The 17,395-nt window shown below is 70.2% G+C and carries 9 protein-coding genes; 4 read left to right on the forward strand and 5 right to left on the reverse strand.

The genetic code is table 11. The features are described 5' to 3' along the window. The first annotated feature begins 5 nt into the window (after window positions 1–5). The gene (locus ITP53_RS01865; protein ID WP_195893502.1) at window positions 6–3,980 is read left to right on the forward strand and encodes a non-ribosomal peptide synthetase; all 3,975 of its coding nucleotides are present in this window, start codon (window positions 6–8) and stop codon (window positions 3,978–3,980) included. Continuing rightward, window positions 3,973–6,312, forward strand: a complete 2,340-nt coding sequence (locus ITP53_RS01870) for a Sir2 family NAD-dependent protein deacetylase (protein WP_195893503.1) — start codon at window positions 3,973–3,975, stop codon at window positions 6,310–6,312. The genes ITP53_RS01865 and ITP53_RS01870 overlap by 8 nt, the downstream gene beginning before the upstream one ends. Window positions 6,313–6,376: 64 nt before the next feature. Here the strand turns inward: ITP53_RS01870 and ITP53_RS01875 are convergent, their stop codons facing one another. The 3 genes from ITP53_RS01875 to ITP53_RS01885 are packed head-to-tail and all read right to left on the reverse strand — an operon-like array spanning window position 6,377 to window position 12,285. Next, window positions 6,377–6,601 carry an MbtH family protein gene (locus ITP53_RS01875; RefSeq protein WP_195893504.1) on the reverse strand — a complete coding sequence of 75 codons (225 nt, stop codon included), beginning with the start codon at window positions 6,599–6,601 and terminating at the stop codon, window positions 6,377–6,379. Then, window positions 6,598–10,395, reverse strand: coding sequence for a non-ribosomal peptide synthetase (locus ITP53_RS01880; protein ID WP_195893505.1), 3,798 nt, complete (start codon window positions 10,393–10,395; stop codon window positions 6,598–6,600). The genes ITP53_RS01875 and ITP53_RS01880 overlap by 4 nt, the downstream gene beginning before the upstream one ends. Before the next feature lie 27 nt (window positions 10,396–10,422). After that, window positions 10,423–12,285, reverse strand: a complete 1,863-nt coding sequence (locus tag ITP53_RS01885) for a carbamoyltransferase C-terminal domain-containing protein (RefSeq protein WP_195893506.1) — start codon at window positions 12,283–12,285, stop codon at window positions 10,423–10,425. A 1,014-nt stretch (window positions 12,286–13,299) separates the two neighbouring features. Between ITP53_RS01885 and ITP53_RS01890 the strand changes: the two genes are divergently transcribed. Next, window positions 13,300–14,493 carry a B12-binding domain-containing radical SAM protein gene (locus ITP53_RS01890; protein ID WP_328813702.1) on the forward strand — a complete coding sequence of 398 codons (1,194 nt, stop codon included), beginning with the start codon at window positions 13,300–13,302 and terminating at the stop codon, window positions 14,491–14,493. A gap of 104 nt (window positions 14,494–14,597) precedes the next feature. Continuing rightward, window positions 14,598–15,335 carry an LOG family protein gene (locus ITP53_RS01895; protein ID WP_195893507.1) on the forward strand — a complete coding sequence of 246 codons (738 nt, stop codon included), beginning with the start codon at window positions 14,598–14,600 and terminating at the stop codon, window positions 15,333–15,335. Between the two features lie 60 nt (window positions 15,336–15,395). Here ITP53_RS01895 and ITP53_RS01900 read toward each other — a convergent pair whose 3' ends face one another. Beyond that, window positions 15,396–16,187, reverse strand: coding sequence for an SAM-dependent methyltransferase (locus ITP53_RS01900; protein ID WP_195893508.1), 792 nt, complete (start codon window positions 16,185–16,187; stop codon window positions 15,396–15,398). Window positions 16,188–16,241: 54 nt separating this feature from the next. Beyond that, entirely contained in the window at window positions 16,242–17,279 is a 1,038-nt protein-coding gene (locus tag ITP53_RS01905) for a P1 family peptidase (RefSeq protein ID WP_195893509.1), read from the reverse strand. Window positions 17,280–17,395: the final 116 nt, after the last annotated feature.

Raw genomic sequence — 17,395 nt, forward strand, 5'->3', positions numbered from 1 at the left:
ATCCTGTGGTGATCGAAGACGCCTACCCGCTCACCCGGTTGCAAGCCGGGATGCTGTTCCACAGCCATCTCGATCGTGCGGGATCGACCTACCACGACGTGTCGAGCATGAAGATCACCGGGCCGTTCGACGCGTCCCGCCTGCGCCAGGTGCTCGCCGCGCTGACGGCCGGCCATGAGATCCTGCGCAGCGGCATGGACCTGACCAGGTTCAGCGAGCCCATGCAGCTCGTCCACGACGCCGTCGAGCCGGCGCTGACCGTGGACGATCTGTCCGGCCTGGCCGAGGCCGGACAGCGCGTACGGGTCGAGCGGTGGCGGGCCGCCGAACGAACCAGGCCGTTCGACCTGGCCGACCCGCCCCTGTTACGGGTGCACGCCCAGGTGCTGAACGACACCGCGTTCTGGCTCAACCTGAGCTTCCACCACGCGATCCTGGACGGCTGGAGCCTGTCGCTGCTGACGTCGTCGCTGCTGCGCGACTACGATCGGGCGCTTTCCGGCCACGCACCGGAACCGCCGCGCCTCGCCGGCCGGTTCCGCGACTACGTGGCGCTGGAGCGCAAGGCCCTGGCCGACGACGACGCGCGGGCGTACTGGCGTGACCTGCTCGCCGGCGCCGAAGTCCTCGAACTGCCCCGCAGGCGGGACGGCGGGACCGCCACGGAGAACGCGGTGCACCTCCGCCGCGTCTCCCTGGGGACGGACCTGACCGAGAAGATCCGTGACCTCGCCTCGCGTGCGCGGATCACGGCGAAGGCCGTGCTGTTCGCGGCGCACGCGGGCGTCATGTCCCGGATGTCGGGCCAGTCCCGGGTGGTCACCGGCAGGGTCGCCAACTGCCGGCCCGAGACCGCCGACGCCGAGCAGATGATCGGCCTGTTCCTCAACACCGTGCCCATGGTCCTGGACGTCGAGCGGACGAGCTGGCTCGACCTGGCCCGCCAGGCGCACCAGGCGGAGGTCGACACGCTGGCGCACCGGCGCTATCCGCTCAGCCAGATCCTGCGCGACCTCGGCCAGGACACGTTGTTCGAGACCATGGTCGACTACCGCGCGATGCGCAGCTATGGTGACACGGCCTCGCTGCGGCACCTGAGGATCGACGAGACGGCCTTCTTCGAGCAGACCAACTTCCCGTTCACCGCGAACTATGGCGCCGATCCGCGGTCCGGCGACATCGGGCTGGCACTGAACTACGACGGCGCGGCCTTCTCCGCCGACCAGATCGAGGCCATCGGCGGATACTACGTGGCGGCGCTGGAGGCGACGGTCCGCGACTCCGGCGCGTACGTCTCCGGCACCGTGCTCATGAGCCCGGCGGAGACGGCGCGGCACCTCGAGGAGTGGAACGACACAGCCGCCGATTTCCCGCTCGACAGGAACCTGCCGTCCCTGCTGGCCGAGGCGGCCGGGCGCACTCCGGACAAGGTCGCCCTGCGATCCGGAGACCGGCACCTGACCTACGCGGAGCTGTACCGGCAGGCCAGACGGCTCGCCCGGCGGCTCAGGGACCTGGGCGCCGGTCCTGACGTGATCGTCGGTGTGCACATGCGCCGGTCGCCCGAGCTGATGGTCGCCCTGCTCGGCGTCCTCATGGCCGGCGGCGCGTACCTGCCGCTCGATCCGGACTACCCGGAGGACCGGCTGGCGTTCATGCTCGCCGACTCCGGCGCGCCGGTCGTGCTGACCGATCCAGGCTCCGCGCCGCCCGGCTCGGCGGCGGCGGTGCTGACGATCGGGCCGGACAGCCTGGCGGAAGGACGTGATGACGACCTCGACCCCGGTACGACGGCTGGGCATCTCGCGTACGTCATCTACACGTCGGGCTCGACGGGGCGGCCGAAGGGCGTGCAGATCTCCCATCGAGCCCTGGTCAACCTGCTGCTGTCCATGTCGGCCAAGGTGAACCTCACAGCCGGCGACCGCTGGCTCGCCGTCACCTCGCTGTCGTTCGACATCGCCGGGCTTGAGGTGTTCGCCCCCCTCGCGGCGGGCGCCGAGGTCATCCTGCTGCCTGACGACGTCGTACACGGCCCAGAAGTGGTGTCCCTGCTGTCGACCGCCACGATCGCGCAGGCCACCCCGTCGAGCTGGCGCATGCTGATCGAGGCGGGGCTCGGCACGGAACCGGGCATCCGCGCGATCTGCGGTGGCGAGGCGCTGCCCGCCGACCTCGCCGAACAGCTCGCCGCCCGGATGGGCGCCGTGTGGAACGCGTACGGGCCGACGGAGACCACCATCTGGTCGTGCCTTTCCCGCGTGCGGTCCGCCGAACCCGTGACGATCGGCGAGCCGCTGGACAACACCCAGGTCTACGTGCTGGACGAGAGCCTGAAACCGGTGCCTGTGGGGGTGCTGGGCGAGCTCTACATCGGCGGCGACGGCCTGGCCCGCGGTTACGCCGGCCGAGCCGGGCTGACGGCGGAGAGGTTCGTGGCCGCCCCCTTCGGCACGCCAGGCTCCCGGCTCTTCCGCACCGGCGACACGGTGCGCCGGCGGCCGGACGGCACGCTCGAGTTCCTCGGCCGGTCGGACCACCAGGTCAAGATCCGCGGGTTCCGGATCGAGCTCGGCGAGATCGAGGCAGTGCTGGCCGCCCACGACACCGTCAAGCAGGCCGTCGTCGTACCGCGGCAGGATCGGCCCGGCGATCAACGGCTGGTGGCGTACCTCGTGCCTGCGGCGTCCCCGGCCGCCACTCCGGCCTCCACCCCGGCCTCCACTCCGGCGGAACTGCGGGCGCACGTGGCGGCCCAGGTTCCCGACTACATGGTCCCGTCCTCGTTCATGTGGCTGGAGACGTTCCCGTTGACTCCCAACGGGAAGATCGACAGGAAGGCTCTGCCGGACCCGGGCCGGAGCGGCACCGCCGCCGGAGAGATCGTCGAGCCCGCGACGGCGACCGAGCGACTGATCGCCGGCGTGTGGGCCCAGGAGCTGGGACTGGACCGGGTCGGCAGCACGGACCTGTTCCGCGATCTGGGCGGGCATTCCATCGCCGCGCTCCGGGTCGTCCTGCGGATCAAGGAGGTCACCGGACACGAACTGCCGCTGGCGCGGCTGCTCACCGACGGCACGGTCGCGACGCTCGCCGAGATGGTCGACAGCGGACACCAGGAAGCGGGCTCGATCCTCGTCCCGCTGCGCGAGGTGTCCGGCGCCCCGGTCAAGACGCCGCTGTTCCTCATCCATCCGCTGGGCGGCACCGTGTTCTGCTACGGGGAACTGCTCGACGCCCTGCCCCCGGACCAGCCGGTCTACGGCCTCCAGGCGTTCGACGCGGCCATGCGGGACGGGCCGCGGCCCGCGACCGTCGAGGAGATCGCCGAGCACTACCTGAGCGCCGTCCGAGGGGTGCAGGCCGAGGGGCCCTACCACCTGGGCGGCTGGTGCATGGGCGGCGTCGTGGCCTACGAGATGGCGCGTCGCCTGGAACAGCAGGACGAGCGGGTCGCCACCCTGGCGATCATCGACTCCAGCTTCGCCGACCCGGTGCCGCCCGAGTGGGTCGACGACGAGGCCGCGGCGATCCTCGGCGCGTTCGCCGACGCGCTGCCCATCACCCTGGAAGAGCTGCGGCAGGTCGATCCGGAGCACCGCCTGCGGCATGTGCTGTCGCTCGCCGTGGACGACAAGGCGCGCCCGGACGTCGGCACGGAGGACGATCTGCGCACGCTGCTCACGCTCTATCGCCGGCATGCCATCGCGCTGCTGACCTACCGGGACACCGTGCACGAGCCCTACGGTGGTGACGCGGTGGTCATCCGCGGCGCGCAGGCGCCGCACGCCCGCGCGGATCTGGGCTGGGGGCCTCGGGTCGGCGGCCGGCTTGCCGTGATCGAGACACCAGGCGATCATCGAACTCTGCTGACGAAGCTGCATGTGGGATCCCTGGCCGAAAGGCTGGTCATCGCCATGCACGACGGCGTGCAGGCACTTGACCGGTTCCTCTATCTGGAGACGCACAACGATGAGTGACCATCCGAGCGGCATTCCGAGCTGGGCCTACGGGGTAAGCAGACTGGTCGTGTGCAGTGGCGCGGGCATCTCGACGGAGTCCGGCATCGCCGACTTCCGAGGGCCGAGCGGGGCCTGGATCAAGGACCCCACGGCCCAGCACAGGAACACCTACCAGGGATTCATGGCCGATCCCGAGCTCCGCGCCGCCTACTGGAAGTCACGCTACGAGCACGAGGTCTGGCAGGCCGAGCCCAACGCCGGTCACCGCGCCGTGGCTGAGCTGATCGACTCGGAGATCGACACGACGGTCGTCACCCAGAACACCGACGGCCTGCACCAGCTCGCGGGCGCCCCTGCCGACCGGGTGGTCGAGCTGCACGGCACGATGCGCGTGGTGCTCTGCGTCGCGTGCGGGCGCCGGTCGCCGACGACGGAGGTGCTGGCCAGGATCGCGGCCGGCGAAGCCGTACCGCCGTGCGCGGAGTGCGGCGGAATCCTGAAGACCGCGAGCACCATGTTCGGCCAGACCATGGACCCCGCGGTGTTCACCCGCGCGGAGCGGGCCGTCGTCCAGTGCGACCTCATGCTCGCCGTGGGGACGACCCTCACGGTCGAACCTGCGGGGTCCCTGGCCGCGAGCGCGGTGCACGCCGGGGCCCGGCTGGTCATCGTCAACCTGGGCGAGACCCCCTACGACAGCATCGCCACCGACATCCTCCGTGAGCCGATCGGCGAGGCTCTGCCGCGCATCGTCCGGCAGCTGAAGGCCGTCCACGCCGGCACCCCGCCGCCGGCCGCCGGTCCGTCCGAGGCGGCCGCCCCGGTACGTGTCCCACGGCCGAGCCTGCTGCTGCGGGCGGAAGCGCGTACCGCGCGCCTGCACGCGCGTAGCGAGGAACTGCGCCGGCTCACCGCGTGGCTCACGGGCGAGGGCACCCGCGCCCATCTCGTCTGGGGCCCTGCCGGGTCCGGCAAGTCCCGCCTGGCGCTCGAACTGGCCGACCGCGTGCGAGGCGACTGGGACGTCGAGTTCCTGGCCCCAGGCGCCGGACTCCCCTCGGGCGGCGACCGGCCGTCGCTGCTCGTCGTGGACGACGCGGAGACCCGCCGGGAGCAGGTGGCCCGGATCCTGGGCGCGGCGGGCGAACGCCCGGCCCTCCGCGTGCTGCTGTGCGCCCGCACCAGGGACGGATGGTGGGAGGAGTTCCGGTCCGAGTCCAACACCGACGAGGAGCTGACGTCCCCCTACGCCACGGAAACCACCCTCGACCACGCGGACACGGACGGGGGAACCACCCTGGACCACGCGGACGCGGACGGGGGAACCACCTTGGACCACGCGGACGCGGTGCGGGAGACCACCCGCGACTACGCGGACACGCTGACCGCGATGGGGTTCTCCTGTCCCGCGCCGGACCAGGCCCCCGGCATCGGGCTCACGGACGCGACCCGGCTGCCGGGCGGGCTGCAGGCCGCCGTGCTGGCCGGACTGCTGAGCCTGACCGGTGACGACGCCACGGCCGCGCTCGGCCGGCTCGAACTGGCCCACCTGCGCTGGGACGCCGCGGAGCACGGGCTGGCGCCGGCCGCCGACGTGGTGGAGGGCGCCGTGGCCACCGCTGTGCTGTGCGGCGCCGCCGACGAGGAGGCGGCCCGCGACGTGCTCGGGCACCTCCCCGCGCTGCAGGACGACGATCTCCGGCTGCTGGCCGCCCGCTGGCTGCGCGAGGCCTGCCCGCCGGCCGCGGCGTCGTACTGGGCCGAGTCGCTCCCGGACCCACTGCTGGAGGAACTGGTCGCCGCCGTCGTCTCCCCGAAGTTCCTCATGGGCATGCTGATGGAGACGACGCAGGACCAGAACCGGCGAGCACTCACCACGCTGGCCCGCGCCGCCGCCACTCGACCGGCGCTGCGCGTGCTCCTGACCGAGCTGCTGTCCATCCTGCCCGGCCTCTCGCCGAACGCGGTCGACGCGGCGCTGCACGGCGGATACCCCGCCCCGCTCGCCGACGCGCTGATCTCACTGGCCAGGAACGCCGCCCTCCCGGCCGAGCTCCTGGAGGACGTACCCGCGGGCACCACGGTGCTCGGCGATTTCGCGGTGCTGCTCGCGGAGAGCCTCGTCGAGGCATACGAGTACCGTGTGCGGCAGAACCGGCCCACGGCGCAGCGGGGGCTCGCGACCATGCTCAGCGAACTGGCCGAGCGGCTGGCCGACCTGGGCAGGGCAGAAGAGGCGCTCGCCGCCGCGCGAAGGGCGGTGGAGGCCGCCGAGAAGCTGCCCGAGCAGCCCGAGCACCTGACCCGTGCCGAGACGGCGCTGCGCAGGGCCGCCGACATGGCCGGGTGACGTACGCGAGACGGCTGATCCCGGGACGCTGAAGGAACAGCCGCAGGAGGGCCCCGGTCACGCGCTACTGGCCGGCCGTATCCGCTTCCATCGCCTGGACCAGGCTGTACGGCCGCATGTCGGTCCAGTTCCGCTCGACGTGATCGAGGCACTCCTGGCGGCTGCCCGGACCGTGCACGGCGGTCCATCCGGCGGGGATCTCCGCGAACTCCGGCCAGATCGAGTACTGCCGTTCGTCGTTGCGCAGCACCAGGAAGGTCCCGTGCTCGTCGTCGAAGGGGTTGGTCATTCCGTTCCTCCTCGGCTGGGTCGGGTGAGATGGCCGGCGAGCGCGGCGGGCGTCGGATGCTGGAAGAGCTTGCCGAGGGTGATCTCCCCGCCGAGCCGCGAACGGATCAGGTTGATCAGCCGCACGGCCAGCAGCGAATGCCCGCCCACGTCGAAGAACCCGTCGTCGGGCCCGACCGTGTCGTGCTCCAGCACCTCGGCGAACAGCGCGCACATCGCCTCCTCGGCGGGCCCCGAGGGGGCGCGGCCGGGAGGTTTCGCCTCCAGCGACGGCAGTTCCCGCGTGTCTATCTTCCCGAGCGGGGACAGCGGCAGCCGCTCCAGCATGAAGAAGCCCGACGGCACCATGTGGCCGGGAAGCCGTTGCCTGGCGAACTCCCGCAGCTCGTCCGCCAGCAGCTCGGTACGCCTGCCCCGCAGCGGATCGTTCGCGAGGCCGTCCGGCAGGCGCGCCGGATCGAGGCCGTCCGGCAGGCGGCGCTCCGGATCGAGGCGGCCCGTGGCCCCGACCGTGACGACGACGTCGTAGCCATCGTCGCCGGGGACCACCTCGACGTGGCGGGCCCTGGCCAGCCGCTCGGGCAACCCGGTGAAATACGCCTGCCCGATGGCCAGGTCCCCGTCGTCGGCGTGTTCCCGGACGTCGGTGACGATCACCAGGCCGCCGTCCTCCACCGCGTTCGTGGCCAGCTCGACGGCCTTGTCCACCCAGGACAGGCCGGGGCAGTGCCGGGCCACGGAGTCGAGCACGACCGCGTGAAACGACCGGTCGCGGAAGCCGCGGAAGTCCGTCGCCTCACGCATCAGCAGCGTGAGCCCGTTCCCTGCGGCCAGGTCCGGCGCCGCCCGCAGCAGGTCGATGGCGGAGGAGGAGAAGTCCGTCGCGACGTACTGCTCGCACACGGGCGACAGCGCCCGCAGCAGCGCACCGGCGCCGCAGCCGATCTCCAGCAGCCGTTTCGGCCGCAGCGCGGTGATCCGCTCGACCGCGGTGGGATTCGGCGGCGCCGCGCCCGTCCCCTCCCGGTGCGCCTTGTCGAAGAAGCGCTGACGTTCCCGGACGTGCTGCTCACTCAGCGCCGCGTCGTCGTCCGTGGCCACGTCCACGGGCACGACGTAGGCGAACATGCGCCGGTCGCCGCCCGCGCTCTCGCGGACCGCCACGCGCGCCTGGTCCACCGCCGGGTGCTCGGCGAGCACCGCCTGGACCTCGCCCAGCTCGATACGGAAGCCGCGCAGCTTCACCTGGTCGTCGAGCCTGCCGAGGAACTCCAGGTCCCCGTCCGGCCGGTAGCGGGCCAGGTCGCCGGTCCGGTACAGCCGCGAGCCGTCCCCGGCGAACGGGTCCGCGACGAAGCGGGCCGCCGTCAGCCCCGGCCTTCGCAGATAGCTGCGGGCCACGCCGATGCCGCCGATGTACACCTCGCCGGGCACGCCCACCGGAACCGGCCGCAGCCAGGCGTCCAGCAGATGGATCCGCGTGTTGGCGATGGGCCGGCCGATCGGCAGCGGCTCGCTCACCTCGCCGGTGGAGTGGAAGACCGACGCGTTGACGGTGGCCTCGGTGGGGCCGAAGACGTTGAACAGGTCGCGCCCCGGCGCCCAGCGGTTCACCATGGCGGGCACGCACACCTCGCCGCCCATGAGAATCGTCTTCAGGTCGGGCAGCGCGGTGCCGGGCATCGTCGCGAGCACGGACGGCACGAGCGCGACCTGCGTGATCGCCCGCTCGGCGAGCACGTCGGCCAGGTCCTGGCCGATGAGCTGGCGGGGCGCGACCACGAGTTCGCCGCCGCTGATCCAGGTGATCCAGATCTCCGACACCGAGGCGTCGAAACAGACCGACGTGACCTGGAGGACGCGTGAGCGCGGCCCGACGCCGAACGTCCGGCTCTGAAAAGTGATCAGGCTGGTCAGACCGCCGTGCGCGACCTCGACGCCCTTGGGTTGCCCGGTCGAGCCTGAGGTGTAGATGACGTACGCCACATTGTCCGGTGACAGCTCCGGCGAGGGATCGTCCACGGGCCAGGACTCGTCCGCGACGGCGTCGAAGCGCACCACCTCGGCGGTGCCGGTGTCGACGTCGAGCCCCTCCTGCACGACCACGAGCGGGCAGGAGGCGTCCCGCAGCATGAACCCGATCCGCGCGGCCGGATGGTCCGGGTCCAGCGGCAGGTACGCGCCACCCGCCTTGAGGACGGCGAGCATGGCCACCATCACCTCGAGCCCGCGCTCGAAGCAGAGACCCACGACCACTTCCGGCCCCACACCGAGCGAACGCAGCCGGTGGGCGAGCCGGTTCGCCCGCACGTCGAGCTCGGCGTAGGTGAGCCGATCGTCATGGAAGGACACCGCGACGGCGTGTGGCGTCCTGGCGGCCTGTGCCTCGAAGAGCCGCATCACCGTCCCCGCGGGGACCGACGTGGCCGTGTCGTTCCACTGGACGAGCTGCCGGTGCCTCTCCTCTTCGGTGAGCAGCGACAGGCGCGACAGCCTGACCTCGGCTCGCACCTGCGTCAGCGTATGCACGAAGTGCCGCGCGAACCGTTCCATGGTCGCCTGGTCGAACAGGTCGACCGCGTACACGAGCCGGGCGGAGAGCCCGTTCGGGCTGTCCCAGCAGTACAGCTCCACGTCGAAGTGGATGGCGTCGCCGTGCCCCTCCAGCGGCGTGATCTCGATGCCCGCCAGGTCGAGCGAGCGCCCGGTGTGCCCCGCGGGCAGGAGCTGGAAACCGATCTGCGTCAACGGGTTGCGGCCCTGGTCACGCGCCGGGTTCAGCTCTTCGACCAGGCGCTCGAACGGCAGGTCCTGGTGGTCCAGCGCCCCGAGTGTCACCTCGCGCACCCTGTCCACCAGCTCGCCGAAGGCCGGATCGCCCGAGCAGTCCACCCGCGTCACGAGATTGTTGACGAAGAACCCGATGAGACCCTCGAGTTCGGCCCTGTCCCGTCCCGCGACCGGGACGCCGACCACGATGTCGGTGCCGCCGGTGTAGCCGGCGAGCAAGGTGTCGAACGCGGCCAGCAACACCATGAACAGGGTCGCCCGCCGCTCCGTCCCGAGCTCCCGCAGGCGCTCCACCACGTCCGCGGGCACCTCGAACGACACGACGCCGGGGGTGTGGCTCGGCACCGGCGGACGGGCGCGGTCGGCCGGGAGCTCCATCGCCTCCGGCATGCCGAGGAGGCGCTCTCGCCAGTAGTCGAGCTGCCCGGCGAGCACGTCGCCCGACATCCACGACCGCTGCCACTCGGCGAAGTCCGCGTACTGGATCTCCAGGGGCGGCAGCGGCGACGGGCGCCCGGCCGTGAAGGCGGCGTACAGGACGCTCAACTCGGACTGCAGCACGTTCAGCGACCAGCCGTCGCCGACGATGTGGTGCATGGTCACGAGCAGGACGTGGTCGGCCTCGCCCAGGCACAGGAGCCGGGCGCGCAGCAACGGGCCCTTGGCGAGGTCGAACGGGACGAGCGACTCCTCATCCGCCAGCCGGTGCGCCTCGGCCGGCGGTTCGGCCGCGTCCCTGATGTCCTCCACGATCAGCTTCAGCGGAGACGGCGGGTCGATCACCTGCCAGGGCTCGTCCCCGTCATCGGCGAACCGCGTGCGCAGCGCCTCGTGCCGCGCCACGATCTCACTGAGACCACGTTCCAGCGCGTCGATGTCGAGCAACCCGGACAGCCTGTACGCGAACGCCAGGTTGTAGTGCGGGTTGCCCGGCATCAACCGGTCGAGGAACCACAGACGTTGCTGGGCGAACGACAACATCGGCCCATGGGAGACGTCACCCATCGACTCAGCTCACTCCACTCACTCCGCTCACTGCGTGTCCGGCGAGTACTGCTGCAACGGGAACCTGGGACCGGTCACCCGCGGGAGGCCCGCCCACCGCAGCAGTTTGCGCCTGCGCATCTCGAGGGCGAGATCGACGAGTTCCTCGACGTCCGCCTCGAGTTCGCGCGCGATGTCGCGCATCGAGCGGACACCGTCGGCCAGGTCGAGGATCCGCTGCCACTCCGGCGAGATCGGCACGCCCTGCTCCCGGCGGCCGTTCGGTCCCGGGGCGGTCCGGACGCGTTCGGGCCGCAGCGCGGTGAGGTCCGGCGCCGGGATCTCCAGATCGCCGATGAACAGCCTGTCGAGTCGCGAGCCGTAGAGGCAGTCCATCGCCTCTTCCGGCCGCTCCACGATCGGCATGCCGCGCAGGTTGAACGAGGTGTTGAGCACCAACGGCAGGCCGGTTTCGATCTCGAACGCCTCGATCAGGGCGCGGAAGGGCCCAGGCGTGTCCTCGTCGACGGTCTGCACCCGGCACGTGCCGTCGACGTGCACGACCTCGCTGATGAGCCGCCTCTGCTCGTCCAGCACAGGGCACACCATGAGCATGAACGGGCTTTCCCGCGCGGGCATGTCGAACCATTTGTGCGCGCGTTCGGTGAGCACGGATCCGGCGAACGGCCGGAAGGACTCACGGAACTTCACCCTGGCGTTGAGCCGGTCCTTCATCCCGGGGATGCCGGGGTGGCACAGGATCGAGCGGGCGCCCAGCGAACGCGGCCCGAACTCCGCCTGGTTCTGGAACCAGCCGATGATCTCGCCACGGGCGATCGCGCCGGCCGCGGCGGCCGCGAGCTCCTCGGGCCCGCCGTGTTCGCGTGGCTCCAGGTGCCATCGCTCCGCGATCGCCTGGAGGTCCACTCCGGTGAGCCGGGGCGGGCCGAGGTAGACGTGCCGCATCGCCGGCCCCGCCACGGTCTCGTGGCCCATCAGGTTGTGGTGGGCGTAGAGCACGGCGCCCACGGCGTTTCCGTCGTCGGTCGCCGCGGGGAAGACGAACATGCGGTCGATCTCGGTCTCGCGCATGATCCGCGTGTTGAGCTTGGAGTTGAGGAACGAGCCGCCGGACAGCGCCAGCGAGCGGCTGCCCGTGACGGCGAGCACATGCCGGGTCAGGTGCAGGACCGCTTCCTCGAACTCCTCCTGCAACTGCGCGGCGAGGTCGTGGTGGAACGGCTCGTACGGAGCCCGCGGCGGACGCGAGACGAGCCGCAGTTCATCACCCTCGAGCACCGCGACGCCGAGTTCGACGAGCGAATCGGCCGCGCGGTCGAACCGCAGCTCGCCATTCGGCGCCGGCTCGAAGAAGAGGTTCTCCGCGCTGAACCGCTTGCCGTAGGACGCGAGCCCCATGGTCTTGCCGGCGTCGTCGTAGATGGTGCCGGCTTCGTGGAACCCCAGCGCGAGCGTGACCACGCGGTAGATCTCCCCGATGCCGGACAGATCCGACGGCGTACGGATGTGCCCGTCACGCATGTAGCCGGCCCAGCGGTCGACATCGCGCTTTAGGCGCATGACGTCCTTGGGTCTCTCGCCGACGCGGAAGAAGAACGCCGTCTCCCGCTCCCGGCCGCCGTCGATGAGCGAGCCGTAGCAGTCGATGGCCAGCGCCGCGGCCTCGTCGAAGCCCGAGGAGTAGAACGCGGCGCTCGCGTGCGCGAGATGGTGGGCGGGGTGCGGCAACGTGAGGCATCGCTCGGGCGGCGCGACGAGGCCCAGCGAACTCAGCAGCTTCGCCTCGTCCGCCTCGTCACGGGATTCGGTCGACGTCGCGATCCAGCCGTCGATGTCGGTCGATACGAGTCCCGCCGCCGACAGGATCTCGTTGGTCAGGTCGGCCATCATGGCCGAGTAAGCGTGCAGCGGGACCGTGCCCCGCTTGATTCGAGTAGTGCGTTCGAGTGCGAGCGCAAAACGAATGACACCGTCTTCCGCTAAACACACACTGCTGTCATGGCTCAGGTTGAAGCCGATGATCCGAGTAGAAATAACTACCCCCAAGAACCAGCGCGGATGTCAATGTCACCGCAGCAGCACCAAAGGGCGCGGGACAACAACCGGCCATTTCCCCGTTGACAGATTCCCCTGATATGCCCGAAGCGTAGCCGAAACGAAGCCGGTGTCAACACCCGAGACCAACATTTCGACCCCTCCGGAACTACCGGCCGTCCCGCCGGTCGAGGACTGATCACCGGGACTATCAGGCATTTCACCTCGGGAGCGGAGGCCGAATCACAATCGCGACGACGCCCTCATCGATCTCCTTCTCGCTGATCGTTTCCGGCGGGCCTCGACTCGGGCCGGCCCTGTCTCCTGGGCGTCGCTTCGTGGCGGCCTCGTCTCGTGGGCACACCCGAGGGCGCGCCATCCCCGCCGCGAAGGCGGACCACTCAATGCTTGACAGTAATCGGACCCACTGATTACATCGGGCGTTGTCGCCTCCGTGCGCGGCGCGGGGGGCTTTTGGAAATCGACTACGAACATCCGACCGGTCGCTCTCGGGGGGAAGCGCGTGGGCTCTTCACCGGATATGTGGCAAGTGCGGCTGAACACCGCCCCGGCAACGACGCTTATGACTGCGCCCCAGGTGAATATGTAGGCGGCCTGCGGTGCGGGCGGGATTTCCGCACGTGTCCGGAATTCACATCGCGTGCGACTCCGTCTCGGATCAGTGCGACGGCCATTCCATCGTACTCACCGCGGGTGTCTCCTTGTCCGAGATCGGCGCATGCACATCGTCAACCGGCTGTCACGTCTGGTGTTCCGCATGACAGCGATGACAGCCATGTGCATGAATTCCGCTGATCCCGTGTACGAGGGGTGGCCGACGAGCCATGACAGGTCGCGAGAGGAGCGCAAGTGAGCGACCGCTTAGTCACCTTGGTCAATCCGAACCGTATCCACCCCGGGATCACTCCGTACGCCCTCGACATCCTGACGACCTCGCTCGAGCAGGCCGGATATGACGTCGAGGTAGTCGATCTGACCTTCCGGCGTGACGCCTGGAAAGACGCGTTGACGGATTACTTCAGTGACCGCCGGCCGCTGCTCATCGGCGTGACCATACGCAACACCGACACCATCTATCCGCAGGAACAGAAGGTGTTTCTCGGTGCGCACAAGGAGATCATCGAGGAGATACGCCGGCTGGCGGACGCGCCGATCGTCGCCGGAGGCGTCGGCTTCTCGTCCATGCCCGTCGCGGCCACCGACTATCTCGGCGTCGACTACGGGGTGAAGGGGCCCGGCGAGATCGTCCGCCGCAAGCACGGCGACGCCGGCTCCCCGCTGCACGACCTGCGCCTGTGGATCTACTCCCAGCCGGCCCCGTTCGACGACGAACTGGCCGAGTTACTGGCCCAGGCGGGGTGCGCGGGGGTGAATGTGGCTCCCGACCACGTACGCGAGGACCTGCTGAACGGGTGGAAGGTCACTCAGCGCGGGACGCGCTATTACGGCTATGACGACTTGGTCAACGTCGTGGAGCTCACGCGCAAGCACGGAATGCTCTGCATGATCGAGGTGCTGCTCGGGATGCCGGGTGAGACGATCGACACGCTGCGCGAGTGCATCGACCGCACCATGGAGTTGGACGTGACGGTCGTCGGTTTCACGCTCGGACTGCGCATCTTCCCGTACTCACCGCTGGGCATGCAGTGCGCCGCGCTGAGCGGCGGAGACAAGGCGGTGCCCGGAGTGCAGTCGAACACCGCCACGCGGCCGATCATCCTGCGCACCGCGGAGCAGTGCTCCACTCCCCTCGAGTACGAGCGCCAGTTCATGTTCGAGGAAGGCGGTTCCTTCCGGCCGCTGTACTACTTCTCACCGGAACTGCCCGAGGACCGCAGACCCTCGCGCGACCCGACGGCCGTGGCTGAACACCCTGAGCTTCATGTGGGACCACATCGCCGCGTCCGACTATCCGCGGGTGATGCTGCCCACCGCGCCAGGCCTGACCCAGCACGACAACAACTATGCCGACAACCCCTTCCTGACGAACCTCGTGGCGCTCGGCTACAAGGGCGCCTTCTGGTCACGGTGGCGCGAGCGTGACCAGATCATGCGGCAGGCCGCCGCGGAAGGGTTGCCGGTTCCGGTCAATGTCTGATCGCGACAGCAACGACGATTCGTCGATGGAGCAGGAGAAGGAAACGGGGATGACGGAACAGGGGCGCCTGGTAACGGCGCTGCGGTCCATCGCGGCAGAGGTGGAGACCGCACAGGCGTGGAACACGACCTCCCGCGCCATGGTAGGAGAGCGCATCGTCACGGTGTTCGGCTCCGCGCGCGGCAAGCGCGGTCAGCCGTCCTACGAACTGGCCAGGGAACTCGGAACCGCGCTGGCCGAGCGCGGATGGACGGCCGTGACCGGCGGCGGGCCAGGCATCATGCAGGCGGTCAGGGACGGAAGCGGCGACACCCTGTCCAGGGCGGTGCGCATCGAGATCCCAGGGGAGGAGCCGGAGACGGAGCTGGACTCCACCCGGTCGATCATCGTCGGCACGTTCGCGCTGCGCAAACTGCTGCTGACGCACGACATCGACGCGCTGTTCGTCCTGCCAGGCGGCCTCGGCACCTTCGATGAGCTTTTCGAGGTGCTGACGCACCAGGTGCTCGACCGGCTCCACCCGTTCCCGGTGATCCTGATGCAGCCCGAGGGGATCCACATCTGGGACGCCTGGCTGAGGTTCATGGACGAACACGTCGTGCGGCCTGGGCTGCTCGACGCTTCCGCTCTGTCTCACGTGGTCATCGCGAAGAACGTCGAAGATGCTCTCGCCCTTGCGGAGTCCGCCACGCCGTGGACGGGAGCGGCCGACGACGCGTTGACGGGGCGAACAGAAGAGGGGCCGCAAGCGGCGGTGCCGGCCGCCGCGGCCGGTCAGGTGTCATGAGCGCGCGTATAGGAAGGATGGTGCGGGGTGGGCCGGCTTCCCGCCCTCCCCCGGTGCGCATCAGCGCTTTCGGCCCACCCCGCAGGTCGCCGCCATCCCCGTCACACGATCCAGCGCGGGAACCGACTCGTCCGGACGCCACTCCGGCAGCGGCACCGCTCCCGGGGGCACCAGTTCGAGCCCGTCCAGGAACTCGGCGATCCGCTCAGGCGAGCGAAGCACCGCCCCCGTCCCGGAGGCGCTGTAGAAGGCCGCCGCCTTCTGGAGCTGCGGGGTGTCGCCGATGTGGCTGATGACCAGATACGACCCCGGCGGCATCGCGTCCATCACCGTGCGGACGATCCGGTGGGCGTCCCCGTCCGGCACGAAGTGCAGCATCGCCAGCATCATCACCGCGACAGGCTGGTCAAGGCCCATCAGCGAGTCCGCCTCCGCCAGGATCGGCTCCGGCTCGTAAAGGTCGCCCTCCACCACATGGGTGGCGCCGGTCGTGGCCAGCAACGCCCGCGCGTGCGCCAGCGCCACCGGGTCGTTGTCAACGTAGACGACCTCGGCCTCAGGACGGACCTTCTGCGCCACCTCGTGGACGTTCTCCATCGTCGGCAGCCCCGCTCCCAAGTCCAGGAACCGCCCGATGCCTGCTTCACCGGCCAGGAACCGCACCACCCGGCGAAGGAACAACCGGTTGTGATACGCCATCACCGGCATCTCGGGCACGACGGCCTTGACCCGGTCGCCCATTTCTCGATCGGCCGCGAAGTTGTCCTTTCCGCCCAGCCAATAGTCATAGACGCGAGCGATACTCGGAACGTTCGGATTGACGCCTGCGGGGGGATTCTCATCGCGGTCCATGGTCATGACGGTAACAACCCTGACGCCCAGCCGTGACCGTCGGCATCGGCCGGGTCAGTCCCGCGTCTTGCGGGGCAGCCGGTCGTACGGCACCGCGTGGCTCGTGTGCCCGTGGACGCCGGTGGTGGTCGTCGCGGTGAACAGGGAGTTGAGCAGCGCCTCCTCGACCGAGTCCATGACCGCGGCGAAAACGGGGTTCAGCGCGTCGTCGGGCAGGGTGGCGAGCCGCGGCGGCGCCGTGCTGAAGGCGATCGCGTAGTCGCCGCTCCCGTTGGAGTACGACGCCCCGACGCGGCCCATCGCGAAGACCGCCCGGCGGGCGAGGCGGCCCAGTTGGCGAGCGTCGAGCGCCGCGTCGGTGGCCACCACGATCATGCAGGAGTTGCCGGACGGCTCCTCGGGACCGGCGTCCGGGACGAGCTCGCCGACCGGCATCGGGACACCCTGGACGGTCAGCACGCCGCCGAAGTTCGCCTGCACGAGCGCCCCGACCGTCACCTGAGCACCGTCCACCGCCGGCCGCCGGGACGAGGTCCCGATGCCGGCCTTGAACCCCAGGGCGGTCGTCCCGGTGCCCGCCCCCACGCATCCCTCCGCGGGCAGCCCGCCGGACGCCCCTTCCAGCGCGTCCAGAACGTGCCGTTCGGTGATCGGGCGGCGCCGGATGTCGGACAGGAAGCCGTCGTTGGTCTCCCCCACGAGCGGATTGAACGACAGCCCGTCCCGGCGAAGCCTCATCAGGTACGTGAGCAGCGCGTCGGCCGCCCTGAACACCGACAAGGTGGCGGTCAGCACGATGGGCGACTCCAGAACGCCGAGTTCGCCGACCTGGGTCGAGCCGACCAGCTTGCCGTACCCGTTGCCGGTGCAGACGGCCGCGGGCAGCGCCCGCCGCCCGGTGGTGAGCTGCCGGGGGACGACGGCGGTGACCCCGGTGTGCAGATCGGCGCCGTCGTCGAGGGTGGTGTGACCCACCAGAACCCCTTCGACATCGGTGATCGCGTTCAGCGGCCCGGTCGGCAGGGCGCCGACGACGATGCCCAGCGAGCGCGCCCGGGCACGCTCCTCGGATGCGGTGGAGTGGTCGTTCATCCCGTTCCTGTGCTCGGTGTGACGCCCTGCCGATGTCTGACGCGTCAAGGCGTGTGCGGTGGTGTCCCCATGACGAAGACCACGACAATACTCAGGGCATGACGCGGCGGCCGGCG

This window comes from Nonomuraea cypriaca, assembly GCF_015645445.1.
Taxonomy (GTDB): Bacteria; Actinomycetota; Actinomycetes; order Streptosporangiales; family Streptosporangiaceae; genus Nonomuraea; species Nonomuraea cypriaca.

Coding starts and splice junctions, on each gene's coding strand:
- ITP53_RS01905 (WP_195893509.1), bottom strand. CDS start 17,279: ATGAACGACCACTCCACCGCATCCGAGGAGCGTGCCCGGGCGCGCTCG.
- ITP53_RS01870 (WP_195893503.1), top strand. CDS start 3,973: ATGAGTGACCATCCGAGCGGCATTCCGAGCTGGGCCTACGGGGTAAGC.
- ITP53_RS01900 (WP_195893508.1), bottom strand. CDS start 16,187: ATGGACCGCGATGAGAATCCCCCCGCAGGCGTCAATCCGAACGTTCCG.
- ITP53_RS01880 (WP_195893505.1), bottom strand. CDS start 10,395: ATGGGTGACGTCTCCCATGGGCCGATGTTGTCGTTCGCCCAGCAACGT.
- ITP53_RS01895 (WP_195893507.1), top strand. CDS start 14,598: ATGACGGAACAGGGGCGCCTGGTAACGGCGCTGCGGTCCATCGCGGCA.
- ITP53_RS01875 (WP_195893504.1), bottom strand. CDS start 6,601: ATGACCAACCCCTTCGACGACGAGCACGGGACCTTCCTGGTGCTGCGC.
- ITP53_RS01885 (WP_195893506.1), bottom strand. CDS start 12,285: ATGATGGCCGACCTGACCAACGAGATCCTGTCGGCGGCGGGACTCGTA.